Below are 15,958 nucleotides of genomic sequence, written 5' to 3'. Positions count from 1 at the left end.
CGCCCGGCCCGTGGCCACGCAGCCGAAGGAGGGTCATGGCCTTCGACTTCGTACCGCCGCCTCCCGCGGAAGCCGGGCACCGGCTGAGCCGGATGCTGGAGCCCTCCGAATGGGCCGCGGCCGGAATCCCCCTGCTGCGCAACCCGCGCGAGGTGATCAGCGGCCTGCATGCCCGTCACCTGCCGGCACCGTCGACGGCCGTCGTCGCCGTTCTCGATCACGACGAACGGCTCGCGGCCAGCGCCTCGTTCGTCCGCCGTCCCGTCCCGCCCGACGGCTGGGAGCTGCGCAACGCGCTGCTCGCCCAGCTGCGCCGGGTGATCCCGCACGACCTGCGGCGGCGCACCCCGGTGCGTACCGCCGTGCTGCTCTACTGCCGACCGGGGGAGGCTCATTGGACGGAGGAGGACGGGGCATGGATGTGGGGCCTGCGTGACGCCTGCACGCTGCACGGGCTGCGCTGCGGCGCGTACATCACGCTGACCGAGAAAGGCTGGCAGATCCTCGGCGAGGGCCGCAGCGGACGCCGGCCGCGGTCACCGGCGCATGCCCAGGCTTCCATGACGTCCGGCGGCGGCGCGCACGAGGCACACCGCCGCACGGTCGCCCGCTGACGGGTACGCGGGGACAGCACGTCCCCGGAACAGGCTCGAACCCCGCGGCCGGCACCTCTCGGAGGCGCACGACCGCCGGGTTCGCCCTCAGACGCCCGCGGAGATCAGGGCGTTGACGCGCTGCGGGTCGCCGCAGACGATCAGCAGCCCACCGGCGCGGCCCATCGCTGCGGGCAGCGCACGGGTCACCGCGTCGTCCCCGCCGCCGTTGACGGCCACGACCACGACCGGGCGCGCTCCCGCGCGCTCGGCGTCGGCAGCCGCGTAGAAGACGTCGTCGCGGGCATCGTGCTGCGCCCAGTACGACGCCTCGCCGAAGGACAGCTCGTGCGCTGCCCACGGGTGCGGGTCGCCGGTCGTCAGCACCAGGATCTCACCGGGCGCACGGCCGGTGTCGAGCAGCAGGTCGACGGCCTCGTCCGCGGCGTCCAGGGCACCCTGCGCGGAGGCGGGGATCAGCTGGACCTGCGGGCCGGCGGCCGGGGTTGCCGGCTGCGCCGCGGCGGGCCGGGACGGTGCCGGGACCGGACGGTGGGCGCCGGGGCCGGGCCGTGCCGGGGCCGGAGCCGGGCGGGGGCCAGGGACAGGGCGGGGGGTCGGCGCCGTACGGCCGGGGGCCGGCACGGCACGGGGACCCGGGACACTCTCGTGAATCTGAGGCTCCTCGGGGATGAGAGGCATGAGTTGATGTTTATCAAACGCCGGTGCGAGTCGCGTCGGCGGGTGGCGGCAAGGGCCGCTCAGAATTCGAAACCGAGCTGGCCACCGGCCTCCAGTGAAGCTGCTTCGGGGACGCTGCGAACCCGCTTGAGATGCTGCCACCTGGGCAGCGCGTCCAGATACGACCAGGAAAGCCGGTGGTGCGGGGTGGGGCCCAGCGCCTCGAGAGCGGCGCGGTGCACCGGCGAGGGGTATCCGGCGTTGTCACAGAAGCCGAAGTCCTCGTAGCCGACGCCCAGTTCCGCCATCATCGCGTCGCGCCGGACCTTGGCGAGCACGGACGCCGCCGCGACGACCACACAGGACTGGTCGCCCTTGATGACCGTACGGACCCGCCAGGGATCGCCGAGGTAGTCGTGCTTGCCGTCGAGGATCACCGCCTCGGGCCGGACGGGCAGCGCCTCCAGCGCGCGGGAGGCGGCCAGTCGCAGCGCCGCCGTCATGCCCAGTTCGTCGATCTCCTGTGGGGAGGAGTGGCCGAGTGCGTGGGTGGTGACCCAGCTCTCCAGCTGCACGGCGAGGGCGGCGCGCCGCTTGGGCGTCAGCAGCTTGGAGTCGGTCAGGCCCTCGGGAGGGCGGCGCAGTCCTGTGACGGCCGCGCACACGGTGACCGGACCGGCCCAGGCGCCCCGGCCGACCTCGTCGAGCCCGGCGACGACCTTGACTCCGGTCGTTGCGCGCAGGGAGCGCTCGACGGTGTGGGTAGGCGGTTCGTACGGCATGGCGCCAGCAAGCGTACGCCCCTACGGGTGGCCCGAGTAGCCCCGCCCCCTCCCCTTTCTTACGGTCGGTTCCATTCCGGTTCTCGCGGCCGGTTCGCCTACCGCCGGCCCGCGCCGGAAGGGAGCCAGTCCGGCAGCTCCTCGGTGCGCCGGAGCCAGTCGGCGGGCGGCGTCCCCCGCTCGCCCGCGGCGACCACTCCGCCGACGATGGCGCAGTTGGTGTCCACGTCGCCGCCCACCTGTGCGGTGGTCCAGAAGGCGGCCTCGTAAGACGTGAGGTTGCGCGCCGCGGACCACAGGGCGAACGGCACGGTGTCGTGCGCGCTGGTGCGGCGGCCGCAGCCGAGGACGGCGGCGACCGTGGTCGGGTCGCCGTAGTCGAGCATGTCCCGCGCGCGCCGGAGACCGGCCTGCACGGCGCTGCGCGGCACCAGGGCGACGACACCCTCCAGGAGCGCGTCGGGGGTCACGGGTCCGGCCGGAGCGGCGGCGATGGCCGCGGCGGCGGCCACGGCCATGGTCCCCGCCACCGCCTCGCGGTGCTGGTGGGTGGTGTACGCGGAGATCTCGGCCTGGTGCGTGGCCTGTTCCGGGTCGTCCGCGTACCAGGCGCCGAGCGGGGCGATGCGCATCGCCGCGCCGTTGCCCCAGGAGCCCTGCCCGTTGAAGAGGGCCGAGGCCAGCTCGCGCCAGTCGCCGCCCTCCCGGACCAGGCGCAGCATGCGGCCCACGGCCGGGCCGTATCCCCGATCGAAGTCGTGGTGCTCCGCGAAGGAGCGGGCGAGCGCGTCCTGGTCGATGCGCCCGTGCCCGGCGAGGACGGCCAGCACGGAGCAGGCCATCTCGGTGTCGTCGGTCCACTGCCAGGGGGACGGGGGCAGCTCGCGCCGCTTGAGTGAGGGGTAGTTGCCCGGGACGAAGAACTGGGAGCCGAGGGCGTCGCCGAGGGCCAGCCCGCGCAGGCTCGCCAGTGCGCGGTGGAATCGGTCAGCGGTCATCGGTGCGAACTCTAACCGGTGAAGCCGTACGGTTCAGGTGTGCACCAGCGCTCGAAGGGCCGATCGAGGTGGTACCGGCCGTCCGGCCCGAGGAGCAGGGCGCGGGTCTCCGCATTGCCCGGGTTCGACAAGCACTCGAACTCCGCGACCGTCCAGTGGAACCACCGCATGCAGAAGAGCCGCATGGTCAGGCCGTGGGTGACCAGCAGGACGTTGGGCGGGTGGCCGGGGTCCTCGAAGCTGCGCCACAGGCTCTCCAGGAAGGCTCCTACGCGGTCGTAGACGTCCGCTCCGGACTCGCCCTGGGCGAAGCGGTAGAAGAAGTGGCCGTAGGCGTCCCTGTAGGCCTTCTGCCTGCGCACGTCGACGAGGTCCTGCCAGTTCCCCCAGTCCTGCTCGCGCAGCCGGGGTTCCTCGCGGACGCGGACGCGGCCCGGGTCGAGCCCCAGGGCCTGGAAGGTCTGGTGGGTGCGGCGGTAGGGCGAGACGTAGGCCGAGACCCGCTCGTCGCCGAAGAGCTCGCGGAGGGGAGCCCCTGCGTCCCTGGCCTGCTGACGGCCTTTCTCCGTCAGGCTCAGGGCGTGGTCGGGCTCGCGTTCGTAGACGGTGTCGTCGACGTTGCCCACCGACTCTCCGTGCCGGATGAGAACGATGCGTCGGGGCCGTGGCATGCCGCCACCCTAGATCGAGCGCCGTCCGGCCGCCTCGCTAGCCCGTGACCAGCGCCCGGCCCGCCCGTATCTCGCACTGCCGGCCTTCGAAGCGCTGCCGCAGGTGCCGGTCGTGGGTGACCACGACCAGGGCGCCGGACCACGCGGCCAGGGCCTCCTCCAGCTGCTCGACCAGGCCGAGGGCGAGGTGGTTCGTCGGCTCGTCCAGCAGGAGGAGGTCGGCGGGCCGCGCGAGGAGGCGGGCGAGCGCCAAGCGGCGGCGCTGTCCGGCCGAGAGGGCGCCGACGGGCACGTGGAGGTCGCGCTCCCGGAAGAGCCCGTAGGACAGGAGCAGGGCCCTGTGCTCCTCCCCGGTGCCCGTCAGACCGCGGGCGAAGGCGGCGAGCAGCCGTTCCGCGGGGCGGGTCACGGGGATCTCCTGGGCGAGATAGCCGATGCTCCCCCGCCGGGTCACGGAGCCGGAGTCCGCCTCCGTGACGCCCGCGAGCAGACGGAGCAGGGTGCTCTTCCCCGCGCCGTTGGCTCCGTGCACCAGCAGCCGCTCGCCCGCGCCGATCTCCATCCGGCGGACCGCGAGCCGTTCCCCGACCCGCACGTCCTCCAGCGCCACGAGGACGCCTCCGGCCGTGCCCGCCGCCGGACGGGCGTCGAAGCGCAGGGGGTCCGGCGGGCGGGGCACGGGATTTTCCCGGAGCCGGCGCAACCGCTCCTGGGCATTGCGCACCCGGCTGGAGACCGAGGCCTGGACGCGGCCCTTGTCGCGGTCGTAGGCCATCTTGTTGCCGTCCTTGGCGGCCCGGCCCGGGGCCACGCGCCGGGCGACGGTCGCAGCGGCGCCTTCGAGCGCCGCGGTCTCGGCCGACCACTCCTCGTAGGCCTGCTCCCAGCGCCGGCGGCCTGCGGCCTGCTCCTCGACGAAGCCGGCGTATCCCCCGCCGTAGCGGACGAGGGACCTGCGGTCGGCGTCGAGCTCCACCACGGCGGTGGCGACGCGTTCGAGGAAGACGCGGTCGTGGGAGACGGCGAGGACGGTGCCGGGGTGCGCCCGCAGGGTGTCCTCGAGCCAGACCAGAGCCGCGCCGTCCAGGTGGTTGGTCGGCTCGTCCAGGAGCATGACTTCGGGGGCGGCGGCGATGAGGCAGGCGAGCCCGAGGCGCGCCTGTTCCCCTCCGGAGAGGCTGCCCAGCAGCCTCTCCCGTCCGATGTGGACGAGGCCCAAGACGTGCAGCGCCTTGTCCACCCTGGCGTCGGCCTCGTAGCCGCCGCGCGCCTCGAAGGCGCCGAGCAGCTCGCCGTACTCCCCCAGGACTTCGGGCCCGGCCTCTCCCAGGGCGGCCTCCAGCTCCCGGAGCCTGCGCTCCATGGCACGGAGGTCGGCCAGCGCCAGGTCGACGGCGTCACCCACCGTGCGGTCCGGGGGGAGCTCGGGCGTCTGCCCCAGGCGGGCCACGCCGCCCTCCGCCCCGGCGACGACGGTGCCGTCGTCGGGTGCCTCGAGGCCGGCGAGGAGCCTGAGCAGAGTGGACTTCCCGGCGCCGTTCTCTCCGACGATGCCGATCCGCTCGCCCGGCCGCACCGAGAACGTGACGTCGTCCAGGAGCGGGCGGTCGCCCCGGGACATGGACACACCGCGCAATGAAAGCTGAGTGGGCACGCGCAAACCTCCGTCGGCATCGGCGCGGGGCTCCGGGAAACCCCTGCGGGACGCGCTCCCGGCCGCACCATACCAAATGCGACCCGAGTTGCGTTACGCTCCAGCATGACACGCCCCAGTCAGCTAACGCAACAGGAGTTGCAGTTGCCTTCGACGCCTCCCTCCCCAGCGCCCCCGCCCCCCTCGGCCTCCCCCTCCCCGTCCCCCTCCTCCTCCGCGCCGGGCACGGTACGGCCCGGCGGCCGCACCGCCCGCACTCGCGCGGCCGTGCGCGACGCCGTCCTCGCGGGGCTGGTCGAGTACGGCTATCCGGGGCTCACCGTGGAGTACGTCGCCGAGCAGTCCGGCGTCCACAAGACGACGCTCTACCGCCGCTGGGGCGGCGTCGAAGGGCTCGTCGCCGACGCACTGGACCTCGCTGGAGAGGACGCGTGGACGCCGCCCGACACGGGCACCCTCAGGGGCGATCTGCACGCCCTGGCACAAGAGGTCGTCGACACCTTCGGCGACCCGGCCGCCGGAGCGGCTCCGGCGGCCTTCATCGCCGCCGCTTTCCAGTCGGAGCGGGCGGCGGAGGCCCTGCGCGCTTTCTACGCCGAGCGCTTCGCGCGCTGCGCGCCCCTGGTCGAACGAGCCGCAGCCCGCGGCGAGGTGCCGACCGGTACCGACCACGACTCCCTCGCCCGGGCCGTGTCGGCCCCGCTGTTCTTCCGGCTGTTCATCACCCGGGAGCCCCTCGACGACGCCGTCGCCGACCAGGCTGCGGACGCAGCCCTCGCCGCGGCCCGCGCGGGCGTCTTCGCGCCACCGGCCTGACGCCCGTACGAGCACAGCATTTGCGCCTTCACACGCCGGACCGGCGACCGGCCGACCGGCCGACCGGCGGTCACACCGTCCAGGAAGGCTCCAGCGCGACGATGTCGCCGCCGACCGACGCCACGTCGGCCTCGATCTGCGCACGCAGAGCGAGCCGCTCGACCCGCTCCGCGCGGTACTTCCCGTGCTCGGCCTCGGAGTTCCACACCGACAGCACCAGGAACTCCCGGCCCGGAGCCTCCCCGAAGACGCCGCGCAGCATCCCCGGGGACCCGGCCATGGCCGGGTTCCACACCTTCTCCTGCATCAGGGTGAAGTGCTCCACACGGTCCTCCCGGACCCGGCAGTGGGCGATCCGCACCACGTCCGCATCCGCGAACTGCGGCCGGAAGCCGACCTTCACGTCAAACCGGTGCTCGAACAGCCGCACTTGGGCGTTCTTGAAGGTTCCCGCCTGGGACGCCGCAAGCCGGTCGTGGGAGCGCGCCATGAAGGAGTCGTAGAACGCCCGGCTCTCCCAGAAGCCGAAAAGGTGCACCACATGCGGACGCCCTCTGCTCCAGCCTCCGCCCTGCCCCCGGAACCCGGGCTCGCCGAGCAGGCCCGCCCATTTGCGTTGTCCGCGTTCGAAGCCGCGGCGGTCGACCACGGTGCAGCGAGTCCACTTGACCAGCACCGCGCCATCGTACGGCCCGGGCGGCGGCCCGCAGTCACGTACCGGAGGACTGCACCCGTGCGAGGGTCACGCCGTCGGCCTCGTCGATCCCGATGCGGAACTCACGCGCCAGCACCTCCACCAACTCCGCCACGGGCACCTCCCGTTGCTCCTCGGAACCGTCGGGGCGGGCGGTTACGAGCATGGAGCCCACCAGACTCCGCCGTATGCCGGGCTCCGTCTGCTGTACCACCACGCGCGAGACGAAGGGCGAGTGCGGGTGCGTGGAGATGTAGTGGTTCATCACGGTGTAGTCGACCGGGAAACGTTCCTCCGGGCCGAAGGCGTACAGGTCGAACCAGCCGTCCGGATGGAGCGAGCGCAGCACCCGTACGTCCTGCGACTCCCGCTCGATGCCGAACGTCCAGCCGCCCTGCTGCGCCTGCACCCCGTCCCGGAAGGGCAGGGGCTCCAGCAGCCCCTCCCCGCCGAATCCGACGTCGCACAGCCACTGCTCGCCGTCGGCCTCGACCTTGAGTGCCATGTGGGTGACCGGGCGGAGCTTGTCACTGCCCATCCTGATCCGCGCGCCGATACCCGTGAACGAGAATCCGATGCGCTCCAGGACCGCGGCGAACAGCAGATTCTGCTCGTAGCAGTAGCCCCCGCGGCGCTGCGCCACCATCTTGTCCTGCAGCGCCTTGATGTCCAGCAGAATCGGCCGCCCGAGCAGGATTTCCAGGTTCTCGAAGGGGAAGGCGGCCACATGGCCGCGGTGCACCGCCCTCAGCGTCGCAAGGTCCGGCCGGACCGTTTCCCCGACGCCGATGCGCGCCAGATAGGTGCCGAGGTCCAGATCCCCGCCGCCCCACACGAACTCACCCGTCATTACCGCTCTCCCCTCGGCCGTTCACCCGCCAGTATTCACCCTCGGCGCGGCTTTCAACCGCCGTCAGGCGGCGCCCGCGGCCCCCAGCAATACCTCGGCGGCTTCCCGGGCCCTGCGCGCGGCGGCGGGCACTCCGGTGATCGCCGCCGTGGTGATGGCACCGTCGGCCAGGACGGCGAGTTGTTCGGCCACCGGCCCGGGCTCCGGGACGCCGGCGGCGCGCACGAGCCCGGTCAGGTACCGCAGCACCTCCGCCTTGTGGTCCCGTACGGCTTCGGCCACGGCCGGGGAGCCCGTGCCCAGTTCGCCGTACGCATTGATGAACGCACAGCCGCGGAAATCCGGCTCGCCGAACCATTCCTCCAGCCAGTCGAAGACTACGAGGGGGCGTGCAGCCGCCGAGGGGCACGCGGCGACGTACGCGGCCAAGGCGCCGCGCCAGCGCGCGTCACGGCGTCGCAGATAGGCCTCGACCAGGACCTCCTTCGACGGAAAGCGCTGGTAGAGGCGCTTGAGCGAGACCCCGGACGCTGCGCGGATCCGGTCCATCCCGACGGCCTGCACGCCGTGCTCGTAGAACAGGGATTCCGCTGCGTCGAGCAGTCGGCCGTCGGCTTCGGCGGCGTCCATTACCCCTCCCGGGCCGGCGCGGAGAACGATCGTTCTCTAGGCTAACCGAGGGCGGGAGAACGGCCGTTCTCCCCCATTCCCTCATGCGCCCGGAAGGCATGCGATGACTCAGCGTCCACCCCTGCCCCCCTTCGACGAATCCTCCGCCCGCGCCAAGGTCCAGGCCGCTGAGGACGCCTGGAACAGCCGCGACCCCGAGCGGGTCGCCCTCGCGTACACGGAGGACTGCGTCTGGCGGAACCGGCACGAATTCATCACCGGCCGCGACGAGATCCGGGCATTCCTCCGCCGCAAATGGGAGAAGGAACTGGATTACCGGCTGCGCAAGGAGCTCTGGTCGTGGTCCGGCAACCGGATATCGGTCTGCTTCCGGTACGAGTGGCACGACGCCGGCGGCCGGTGGTGGCGCAGCTACGGGAACGAGCAGTGGGAATTCGCCCCGGACGGTCTGATGCAGCGCCGCGAGGCCAGCATCAACGACGTGCCGATCACCGCGGGCCAAAGGGAATTGGGCACAGCGCCGCACGGCCCTGACGAGGGCGGGGCATGACGAAGGCGGTGGCCGGAGATTCCCTCCGGCCACCGCCTTCACTCACTGATCAGCCGCTGTTCGGCGCAGGATTCGCCGTCCGGCGCGGAGCGGCGTCCGCGTCAGCTGCAGCCGCTGGTCGAGCCGCAGCCCTCGCAGAGGTAGCAGCTGCCCGCACGGCGCATCTTCGTGCCGCAGGAGAAGCACAGCGGCGCGTCCGCGTTCAGGCCCAGCTGCATCTCCACCAGCTCGGTGGAGTTGTGGGCCTGCTTCGGCGCGGGGACCGCCGCGGCGGCGGCCGGCCGGGACGACTTCGGGGCCTCGGTCTGGCGCGGCGCGGACTGGGCGAGGCCCTCCACGTCGACGTCCTCGTCGGTCGGCTCGTAGGAACCGGTGTCGAGGTGACGCTGGCGCTCCTCGGCGGAGTGGATGCCGAGCGCCGAGCGGGTCTCGAAAGGCAGGAAGTCCAGCGCCAGACGGCGGAAGATGTAGTCGACGATCGACTGCGCCATCCGCACGTCCGGGTCGTCGGTCATGCCGGCCGGCTCGAAGCGCATGTTGGTGAACTTCGAGACGTAGGTCTCCAGCGGCACGCCGTACTGCAGACCGACCGAGACGGCGATCGAGAAGGCGTCCATCATGCCCGCGAGGGTCGAGCCCTGCTTGGACATCTTCAGGAAGACCTCGCCGAGACCGTCGTCCGGGTAGGAGTTGGCGGTCATGTAGCCCTCGGCGCCGCCCACCGTGAAGGAGGTGGTGATGCCCGGGCGGCCCTTGGGGAGGCGCTTGCGGACGGGGCGGTACTCGACGACCTTCTCCGCGACGGCGGGGGCCTCGGTCTTGGCCGCCTCCTTCTCCTTCTTCTTGGCGGAGAGCGGCTGGCCGACCTTGCAGTTGTCGCGGTAGATCGCGAGGGCCTTCAGGCCGAGCTTCCAGCCCTCGAAGTAGACCTCCTCGACCTCCTCGACGGTGGCCGACTCCGGCAGGTTCACCGTCTTGGAGATCGCGCCCGACAGGAACGGCTGCGCGGCGGCCATCATGCGCACGTGGCCCATGGCGGAGATCGCGCGCTCGCCCATGGCGCAGTCGAAGACCTCGTAGTGCTCGGGCTTCAGGCCCGGGGCGTCGATCACGTTGCCGTGCTCGGCGATGTGGGCGACGATCGCCTCGATCTGCTCCGGCTGGTAGCCCAGGCGCTTGAGCGCCTTCGGCACCGTGTTGTTCACGATCTGCATCGAGCCGCCGCCGACGAGCTTCTTGAACTTGACCAGGGCCAGGTCCGGCTCGACGCCCGTGGTGTCGCAGTCCATCATCAGGCCGATGGTGCCGGTGGGCGCCAGGACGGACGCCTGGGCGTTGCGGAAGCCGTTCTTCTCGCCGAGGCGGACGACGTCCTGCCAGGCCTCGGTCGCCGCGGCCCACACCGGGGTGTCCAGGTCGTCCATGCGCCGGGCGACACCGTTGGCGTCGGCGTGCTGCTGCATGACGCGCCGGTGGGCGTCGGCGTTACGGGCGTAGCCGTCGTACGGGCCGACGACCGCGGCCAGCTCGGCGGAGCGCTTGTAGGAGGTGCCGGTCATCAGGGAGGTGATGGCACCGGCGAGGGCGCGGCCGCCGTCGCTGTCGTAGGCGTGGCCGGTGGCCATCAGCAGGGCGCCGAGGTTGGCGTAGCCGATGCCCAGCTGGCGGAAGGCGCGGGTGGTCTCGCCGATCTTCTCGGTCGGGAAGTCGGCGAAGCAGATGGAGATGTCCATCGCCGTGATGACGAGCTCGACGACCTTGGCGAAGCGCTCGGCGTCGAACGACATGTTGCCCCCCGCGCCGGAGGCGCTATTGGACGCAGTGTCGTCGCGCAGGAACTTCATGAGGTTGAGGGAGGCGAGGTTGCACGAGGAGTTGTCCAGGTGCATGTACTCGCTGCAGGGGTTGGACGCGGTGATCCGGCCCGACTCCGGCGAGGTGTGCCAGTGGTTGATCGTGTCGTCGTACTGGATGCCCGGGTCGGCGCAGGCCCACGCGGCCTCGGCCATCTTACGGAAGAGGCCCTTGGCGTCGATCTCCTCGATGACCTCACCGGTCATCCGGGCGCGCAGCCCGAACTTCGAGCCGGTCTCGACGGCCTTCATGAACTCGTCGTTGACGCGGACGGAGTTGTTGGCGTTCTGGTACTGGACGGAGGTGATGTCGTCGCCGCCCAGGTCCATGTCGAAGCCGGCGTCGCGCAGGGCGCGGACCTTCTCCTCCTCCTTCACCTTGGTCTCGATGAAGGCCTCGACGTCGGGGTGGTCGACGTCGAGAACGACCATCTTGGCCGCGCGGCGCGTGGCGCCGCCCGACTTGATCGTTCCTGCGGAGGCGTCGGCGCCGCGCATGAAGGAGACCGGGCCGGAGGCGTTGCCGCCGGAGGAGAGCAGCTCCTTGGAGGAGCGGATGCGGGAGAGGTTCAGGCCGGCGCCGGAGCCGCCCTTGAAGATCATCCCCTCTTCCTTGTACCAGTCGAGGATCGACTCCATGGAGTCGTCGACGGAGAGGATGAAGCAGGCGGAGACCTGCTGCGGCTGCTTGGTGCCGACGTTGAACCAGACCGGGGAGTTGAAGCTGAAGACCTGGTGCAGCAGGGCGTAGGTCAGCTCGTGCTCGAAGATCTCGGCGTCCGCCGGGGAGGCGAAGTAGCCGTGCTGCTCGCCCGCCTTGCGGTAGGTCAGCACGACCCGGTCGATGAGCTGACGGAGGCTGGACTCGCGCTCGGGCGAACCCGTGGCACCGCGGAAGTACTTGCTCGTGACGATGTTGACCGCGTTCACCGACCAGAAGTCGGGGAACTCCACGCCGCGCTGCTCGAAGTTGATCGAGCCGTCGCGCCAGTTGGTCATGACGACGTCACGGCGCTCCCACACGACCTCGTCGTACGGGTGCACACCGGGGGTGGTGTGGATGCGCTCGATACGCAGACCCTTGCCGCCCTTGTTCCCCTTGGCGCGGGAACCTCGTGCCGGGCCGCTCGTCGTCTCGGTCATGCCGCCTCCCTCTACGGGCAAAACGCCCTAATGCGCCCAATTCTTCCGTGGCGCGCTATGTCTGTCTTCGCCCGGGCGCGCGGCGCGCCGGGCAGGTCTGTGGTGGCCGCTACTACTCGGCGGCCGCGGTGGGCGCGGGAACCTGCGGGTCCCCGTCGCAGTCGCCGGCGGTCGCGGCGGACCGCTGCTCGCGGAGCTCCGCGACGGCGGCCTCGAAGTCCTCGAGCGAGTCGAACGCCTGGTACACGGACGCGAACCGCAGATACGCGACCAGGTCGAGGTCCCGGAGGGGGCCGAGTATGGCGAGACCCACGTCATGAGTGGAGAGCTCGGCGCTGCCCGTGGCGCGCACCGCCTCCTCCACCCGCTGACCGAGCTGGGCCAGGGCGTCCTCGGTGACCGGGCGACCCTGGCACGCCTTGCGCACTCCGGAGATCACCTTCGTGCGGCTGAAGGGCTCGGTGACCCCGCTCCGCTTGATCACCATCAGCGACGCGGTCTCCACGGTCGTGAAACGACGGGAGCAGTCGGGGCACTGGCGCCGCCGGCGGATCGAGCAGCCGTCATCGGTGGTCCGGCTGTCGACGACGCGGCTGTCGGGGTGCCTGCAGAAGGGGCAGTGCATGGCTCTCCACCCTCCTCACCCTCGTAGGACTGTGCACGATCTTCAGCCTCGGCGGACCCTCGAACGGGGGCCTTGCGAAGCAGCCCCCAGCATAGGCGATGACGGCGGCCGCAAATGACCGGCGACGCCCCTCGACCACAACCTGTGGGCGGCTACTACCAATCAAACCACTAGATCTGGTGCCGTGTGGTGAGCCGCGCCGGACGTGTTTCGCAGTCGCGAGGACCGGTCACGACCCTACGCGAGCCGCCCCGGCAACAGGGGCACGGGGGCTTTGATGACACACTGGGGCCACCGCGGAGCCGCCGTACGGAAGGGTCCGGGGCGGACCGGCCGGGCCCTCACGAGGCCTGCACAGGGCCCGTACGGACGGGCGGACCGCTCGGTGCGCTTCGCACCGAAGGGTACCGCAATAGGTCGAATTGATCTTCAGCCGTACACCCTCAACCCTGATCACGTCAGGCAAACTTCGATATTTCACTCGAACGTGTGTTTGGCGCAACCTTTCGAAAGCAACTACCGTTGTCCAGCTAGGGAGAACATTTCGAGAGGGGCCGACGTGACCACCACCGCAGACAGCGCCACAATCACCGCCCAGGACCGCTCCCAGAACCGACTCGACCAGGCACACCCGATGAATGACGCAGCCATGAGCACCGAGGGGCAGAAGCCCGCTCGGGCCCTCCCGGGACGACCTCCAGGTATCCGGGCCGACAGCTCGGGTCTCACCGACCGCCAACGGCGGGTCATCGAAGTGATCAGGGATTCCGTCCAGCGCCGGGGCTACCCACCCTCCATGCGGGAGATCGGCCAGGCGGTGGGGCTGTCGAGCACCTCGTCCGTGGCCCACCAGCTCATGGCCCTGGAGCGCAAGGGCTTCCTGCGCAGGGATCCGCACCGCCCCCGGGCCTACGAGGTCCGCGGCTCCGACCAGCCCAGCTCGCAGCCCACGGACACCACCGGCAAGCCCGCCGCCTCCTATGTGCCGCTCGTCGGCCGGATCGCCGCGGGTGGCCCCATCCTCGCCGAGGAGTCCGTAGAGGACGTCTTCCCGCTTCCCCGCCAACTGGTCGGCGACGGCGAGCTGTTCGTCCTGAAGGTCGTCGGCGACTCCATGATCGAGGCGGCCATCTGCGACGGCGACTGGGTGACGGTCCGCCGCCAGCCCGTCGCGGAGAACGGCGACATCGTGGCCGCCATGCTCGACGGGGAGGCCACGGTCAAGCGCTTCAAGCGCGAGGACGGCCACGTGTGGCTGCTGCCGCACAACGCCGCCTACCAGCCGATTCCCGGCGACGAGGCCACCATCCTCGGCAAGGTCGTGGCGGTGCTGCGCCGCGTGTGAGCACAGGGCCGCAAGGCCGGGCCCCGGAACCACCTGCGCCGGTTCCGGGGCTCTTTTCCTTGCAGCTGCCGGAAGCAGGCCCTCGCCCTCCTAGCGACCTTCCGCCTTCGCCGCCTCGTCGATCGCCGCCAGGGAGCGACGCACCTGATTACGGTCCGTGGTGTACCAGAAATCCGGCAGGGACGACTTCAGGAAGCCGCCGTAGCGGGCCGTGGCCAGCCGGGGGTCGAGCACGGCGACGACACCGCGGTCCCCCGAGGCCCGGACGAGCCGGCCGGCACCCTGGGCCATCAGCAGCGCCGCATGCGTCGCCGCCACGGCCATGAAGCCGTTGCCGCCCGCTTCCTCCACCGCCTTCTGCCGGGCGCTCATCAGAGGATCGTCCGGCCGCGGGAAGGGCACCCGGTCCATCACCACCAGCTGGCAGCTCGGCCCCGGCACATCGACCCCCTGCCACAGCGACAGCGTGCCGAAGAGGCACGTACGAGCATCGGCGGCGAAGTTACGGATCAGCTCGCCGAGCGTCTCCTCGCCCTGCAGCAAGATCGGCACGTCGAGCCGGCCGCGCAGCTCCTCGGCCGCGGCCTGGGCGGCGCGCATCGAGGAGAACAGCCCGAGCGTCCGGCCGCCCGCGGCCTCCACCAGCTCGGCCAGCTCGTCGAGCATGTCCTTGCGGCCGCCTTCGCGGCCGGGCTGGGACAGATGCCGGGCGACGTAGAGGATGCCCTGCTTGGGATAGTCGAACGGCGAGCCGACGTCGACGCCCTTCCACTCGGGGCTCTCCGCGCCGCCGGTGCCCTCGGGGGCCAGCCCCAGGGACGCGGCCACTCCGTTGAAGTCACCGCCGAGCTTGAGCGTGGCCGAGGTGAGCACCACGGACCGCTCGCTGAAGAGCTTCTCGCGCAGCAGCCCCGAGACGGAGAGCGGGGCGACGCGCAAGGACGCCCCGAAGCGATCGTGGCGCTCGTACCAGACGACGTCGTACTCGGAGCCCTCCACGATGCGCTCGGCGACCGCGTGGATGTTCTCCACGGAAGCCAGGGCCTGCTTGCGGACCGCGTCCTCGTCCTGGACGGACTTGTCGCGGGTGTTGCCGATGGCCGAGATGACAGTCCGGGCGGCGTCGCGCAGCGCCATCAGGGCGTACTCGAGATCGTCAGGGATCTCCTCCAGCCGGCCCGGGAGGGCCAGCTCCATCAGGCGCTCGAAGCTCTCGGCCGCGGTCTGCAGGGCGTCGGCGGCCTTCTCGTCGACGAGCTTGGCCGCGCGGCGCACCGCGCGGTTGACCTGGCCGGGGGTGAGCTCGCCGGTGGCGACGCCGGTGACCCGGGAGACCAGCTCATGGGCCTCGTCGACGATGAGGACCTCGTGGCCGGGGAGCACCGGGGCGCCCTCGATGGCGTCGATGGCCAGCAGGGCGTGGTTGGTGACCACCACGTCGGCGAGCTTGGCCCGCTCCCGGGAGGCTTCGGCGAAGCACTCGGCGCCGTAGGCGCACTTCGAGGCGCCCAGGCACTCCCGGGACGTGACCGACACCTGGGACCACGCCCGGTCGGAGACGCCGGGGGTGAGATCGTCGCGGTCGCCCGTCTCGGTCTCGTCGGCCCAGTCGCGCAGGCGCAGCAGGTCCTTGCCGAGCTTGCTGGAGGGCGCCGCCGCCTCGAAGGGGTCGAAAAGGCCCTCCTCCTCGTCCTGCGGGACGCCCTCGTGCAGCCGGTGCAGGCACAGGTAATTGGACCGGCCCTTGAGCATGGCGAACTGCGGGCGGCGGCGCAGCAGCGGCTGCAGGGCGTCCACCGTCCGCGGGAGATCGCGCTCCACGAGCTGGCGCTGGAGCGCCAGCGTCGCGGTGGCCACCACCACGCGCTCGCCGTGGGCCAGGGCCGGCACCAGATAGCCGAGGGACTTGCCGGTGCCGGTGCCCGCCTGCACGAGCAGGTGGGAGTCGCCGTCGACGGCTTCGGCGACGGCTTCGGCCATGGTGACCTGACCGGGCCGCTCCGTGCCGCCCACGGCGGTGACGGCGGCGTGCAGCAGGTCGGTGAGGGAGGGCGAGGAGGAGGCAGTCATAGC

General features: G+C 71.6%; 15 protein-coding genes. 4 read left to right on the top strand and 11 right to left on the bottom strand.

What is annotated here, in order from left to right:
- Positions 1 to 35: 35 nt before the first annotated feature.
- Complete coding sequence (locus FGW37_RS24195; RefSeq protein WP_179082963.1) at positions 36 to 614, top strand: hypothetical protein; 579 nt, start codon at positions 36 to 38, stop codon at positions 612 to 614.
- Between the two features lie 87 nt (positions 615 to 701).
- Here the strand turns inward: FGW37_RS24195 and FGW37_RS24190 are convergent, their stop codons facing one another.
- The 5 genes from FGW37_RS24190 to abc-f all read right to left on the bottom strand — a co-directional run bounded on the left by FGW37_RS24190 (position 702) and on the right by abc-f (position 5,379).
- Positions 702 to 1,295, bottom strand: a complete 594-nt coding sequence (locus FGW37_RS24190; RefSeq protein WP_179082962.1) for a hypothetical protein — start codon at positions 1,293 to 1,295, stop codon at positions 702 to 704.
- A 59-nt stretch (positions 1,296 to 1,354) separates the two neighbouring features.
- A complete protein-coding gene (locus tag FGW37_RS24185) occupies positions 1,355 to 2,056 on the bottom strand; it encodes a ribonuclease HII (protein WP_179082961.1) in 702 nt (233 codons plus the stop codon).
- 98 nt (positions 2,057 to 2,154) lie between these two features.
- The gene (locus FGW37_RS24180; RefSeq protein ID WP_179082960.1) at positions 2,155 to 3,054 is read right to left on the bottom strand and encodes an ADP-ribosylglycohydrolase family protein; all 900 of its coding nucleotides are present in this window, start codon (positions 3,052 to 3,054) and stop codon (positions 2,155 to 2,157) included.
- A gap of 11 nt (positions 3,055 to 3,065) precedes the next feature.
- A complete protein-coding gene (locus tag FGW37_RS24175) occupies positions 3,066 to 3,725 on the bottom strand; it encodes a histidine phosphatase family protein (RefSeq protein WP_179082959.1) in 660 nt (219 codons plus the stop codon).
- Positions 3,726 to 3,762: 37 nt separating this feature from the next.
- A complete protein-coding gene (gene abc-f, locus FGW37_RS24170) occupies positions 3,763 to 5,379 on the bottom strand; it encodes a ribosomal protection-like ABC-F family protein (protein ID WP_218650599.1) in 1,617 nt (538 codons plus the stop codon).
- Between the two features lie 105 nt (positions 5,380 to 5,484).
- Between abc-f and FGW37_RS24165 the strand changes: the two genes are divergently transcribed.
- Positions 5,485 to 6,195, top strand: a complete 711-nt coding sequence (locus FGW37_RS24165) for a TetR/AcrR family transcriptional regulator (RefSeq protein ID WP_179082958.1) — start codon at positions 5,485 to 5,487, stop codon at positions 6,193 to 6,195.
- 70 nt (positions 6,196 to 6,265) lie between these two features.
- On the opposite strand, the gene FGW37_RS24160 is transcribed toward FGW37_RS24165, so the two are convergent.
- The 3 genes from FGW37_RS24160 to FGW37_RS24150 all read right to left on the bottom strand — a co-directional run bounded on the left by FGW37_RS24160 (position 6,266) and on the right by FGW37_RS24150 (position 8,369).
- Entirely contained in the window at positions 6,266 to 6,871 is a 606-nt protein-coding gene (locus FGW37_RS24160; protein WP_179082957.1) for a YdbC family protein, read from the bottom strand.
- 34 nt (positions 6,872 to 6,905) lie between these two features.
- Complete coding sequence (locus FGW37_RS24155) at positions 6,906 to 7,739, bottom strand: arylamine N-acetyltransferase family protein (RefSeq protein ID WP_179082956.1); 834 nt, start codon at positions 7,737 to 7,739, stop codon at positions 6,906 to 6,908.
- Positions 7,740 to 7,802: 63 nt separating this feature from the next.
- Entirely contained in the window at positions 7,803 to 8,369 is a 567-nt protein-coding gene (locus FGW37_RS24150; RefSeq protein ID WP_179082955.1) for a TetR/AcrR family transcriptional regulator, read from the bottom strand.
- Positions 8,370 to 8,472: 103 nt separating this feature from the next.
- Between FGW37_RS24150 and FGW37_RS24145 the strand changes: the two genes are divergently transcribed.
- Positions 8,473 to 8,919, top strand: coding sequence for a nuclear transport factor 2 family protein (locus tag FGW37_RS24145; protein ID WP_179082954.1), 447 nt, complete (start codon positions 8,473 to 8,475; stop codon positions 8,917 to 8,919).
- 101 nt (positions 8,920 to 9,020) lie between these two features.
- Here the strand turns inward: FGW37_RS24145 and FGW37_RS24140 are convergent, their stop codons facing one another.
- Positions 9,021 to 11,915, bottom strand: coding sequence for a vitamin B12-dependent ribonucleotide reductase (locus tag FGW37_RS24140; RefSeq protein ID WP_179082953.1), 2,895 nt, complete (start codon positions 11,913 to 11,915; stop codon positions 9,021 to 9,023).
- Positions 11,916 to 12,027: 112 nt separating this feature from the next.
- Positions 12,028 to 12,540 carry a transcriptional regulator NrdR gene (gene nrdR, locus FGW37_RS24135; protein ID WP_179082952.1) on the bottom strand — a complete coding sequence of 171 codons (513 nt, stop codon included), beginning with the start codon at positions 12,538 to 12,540 and terminating at the stop codon, positions 12,028 to 12,030.
- Positions 12,541 to 13,099: 559 nt separating this feature from the next.
- Between nrdR and lexA the strand changes: the two genes are divergently transcribed.
- Complete coding sequence (gene lexA, locus FGW37_RS24130) at positions 13,100 to 13,885, top strand: transcriptional repressor LexA (RefSeq protein WP_058047270.1); 786 nt, start codon at positions 13,100 to 13,102, stop codon at positions 13,883 to 13,885.
- Between the two features lie 90 nt (positions 13,886 to 13,975).
- Here the strand turns inward: lexA and FGW37_RS24125 are convergent, their stop codons facing one another.
- Complete coding sequence (locus tag FGW37_RS24125; RefSeq protein WP_179082951.1) at positions 13,976 to 15,955, bottom strand: ATP-dependent DNA helicase; 1,980 nt, start codon at positions 15,953 to 15,955, stop codon at positions 13,976 to 13,978.
- Between the last annotated feature and the right edge of the window lie 3 nt (positions 15,956 to 15,958).

Origin of the sequence: Streptomyces rectiverticillatus (assembly GCF_013394065.1) — a bacterium.
Lineage (GTDB): Bacteria > Actinomycetota > Actinomycetes > Streptomycetales > Streptomycetaceae > Streptomyces > Streptomyces rectiverticillatus.
This window is presented reverse-complemented; position numbering and strand designations above follow the sequence as displayed.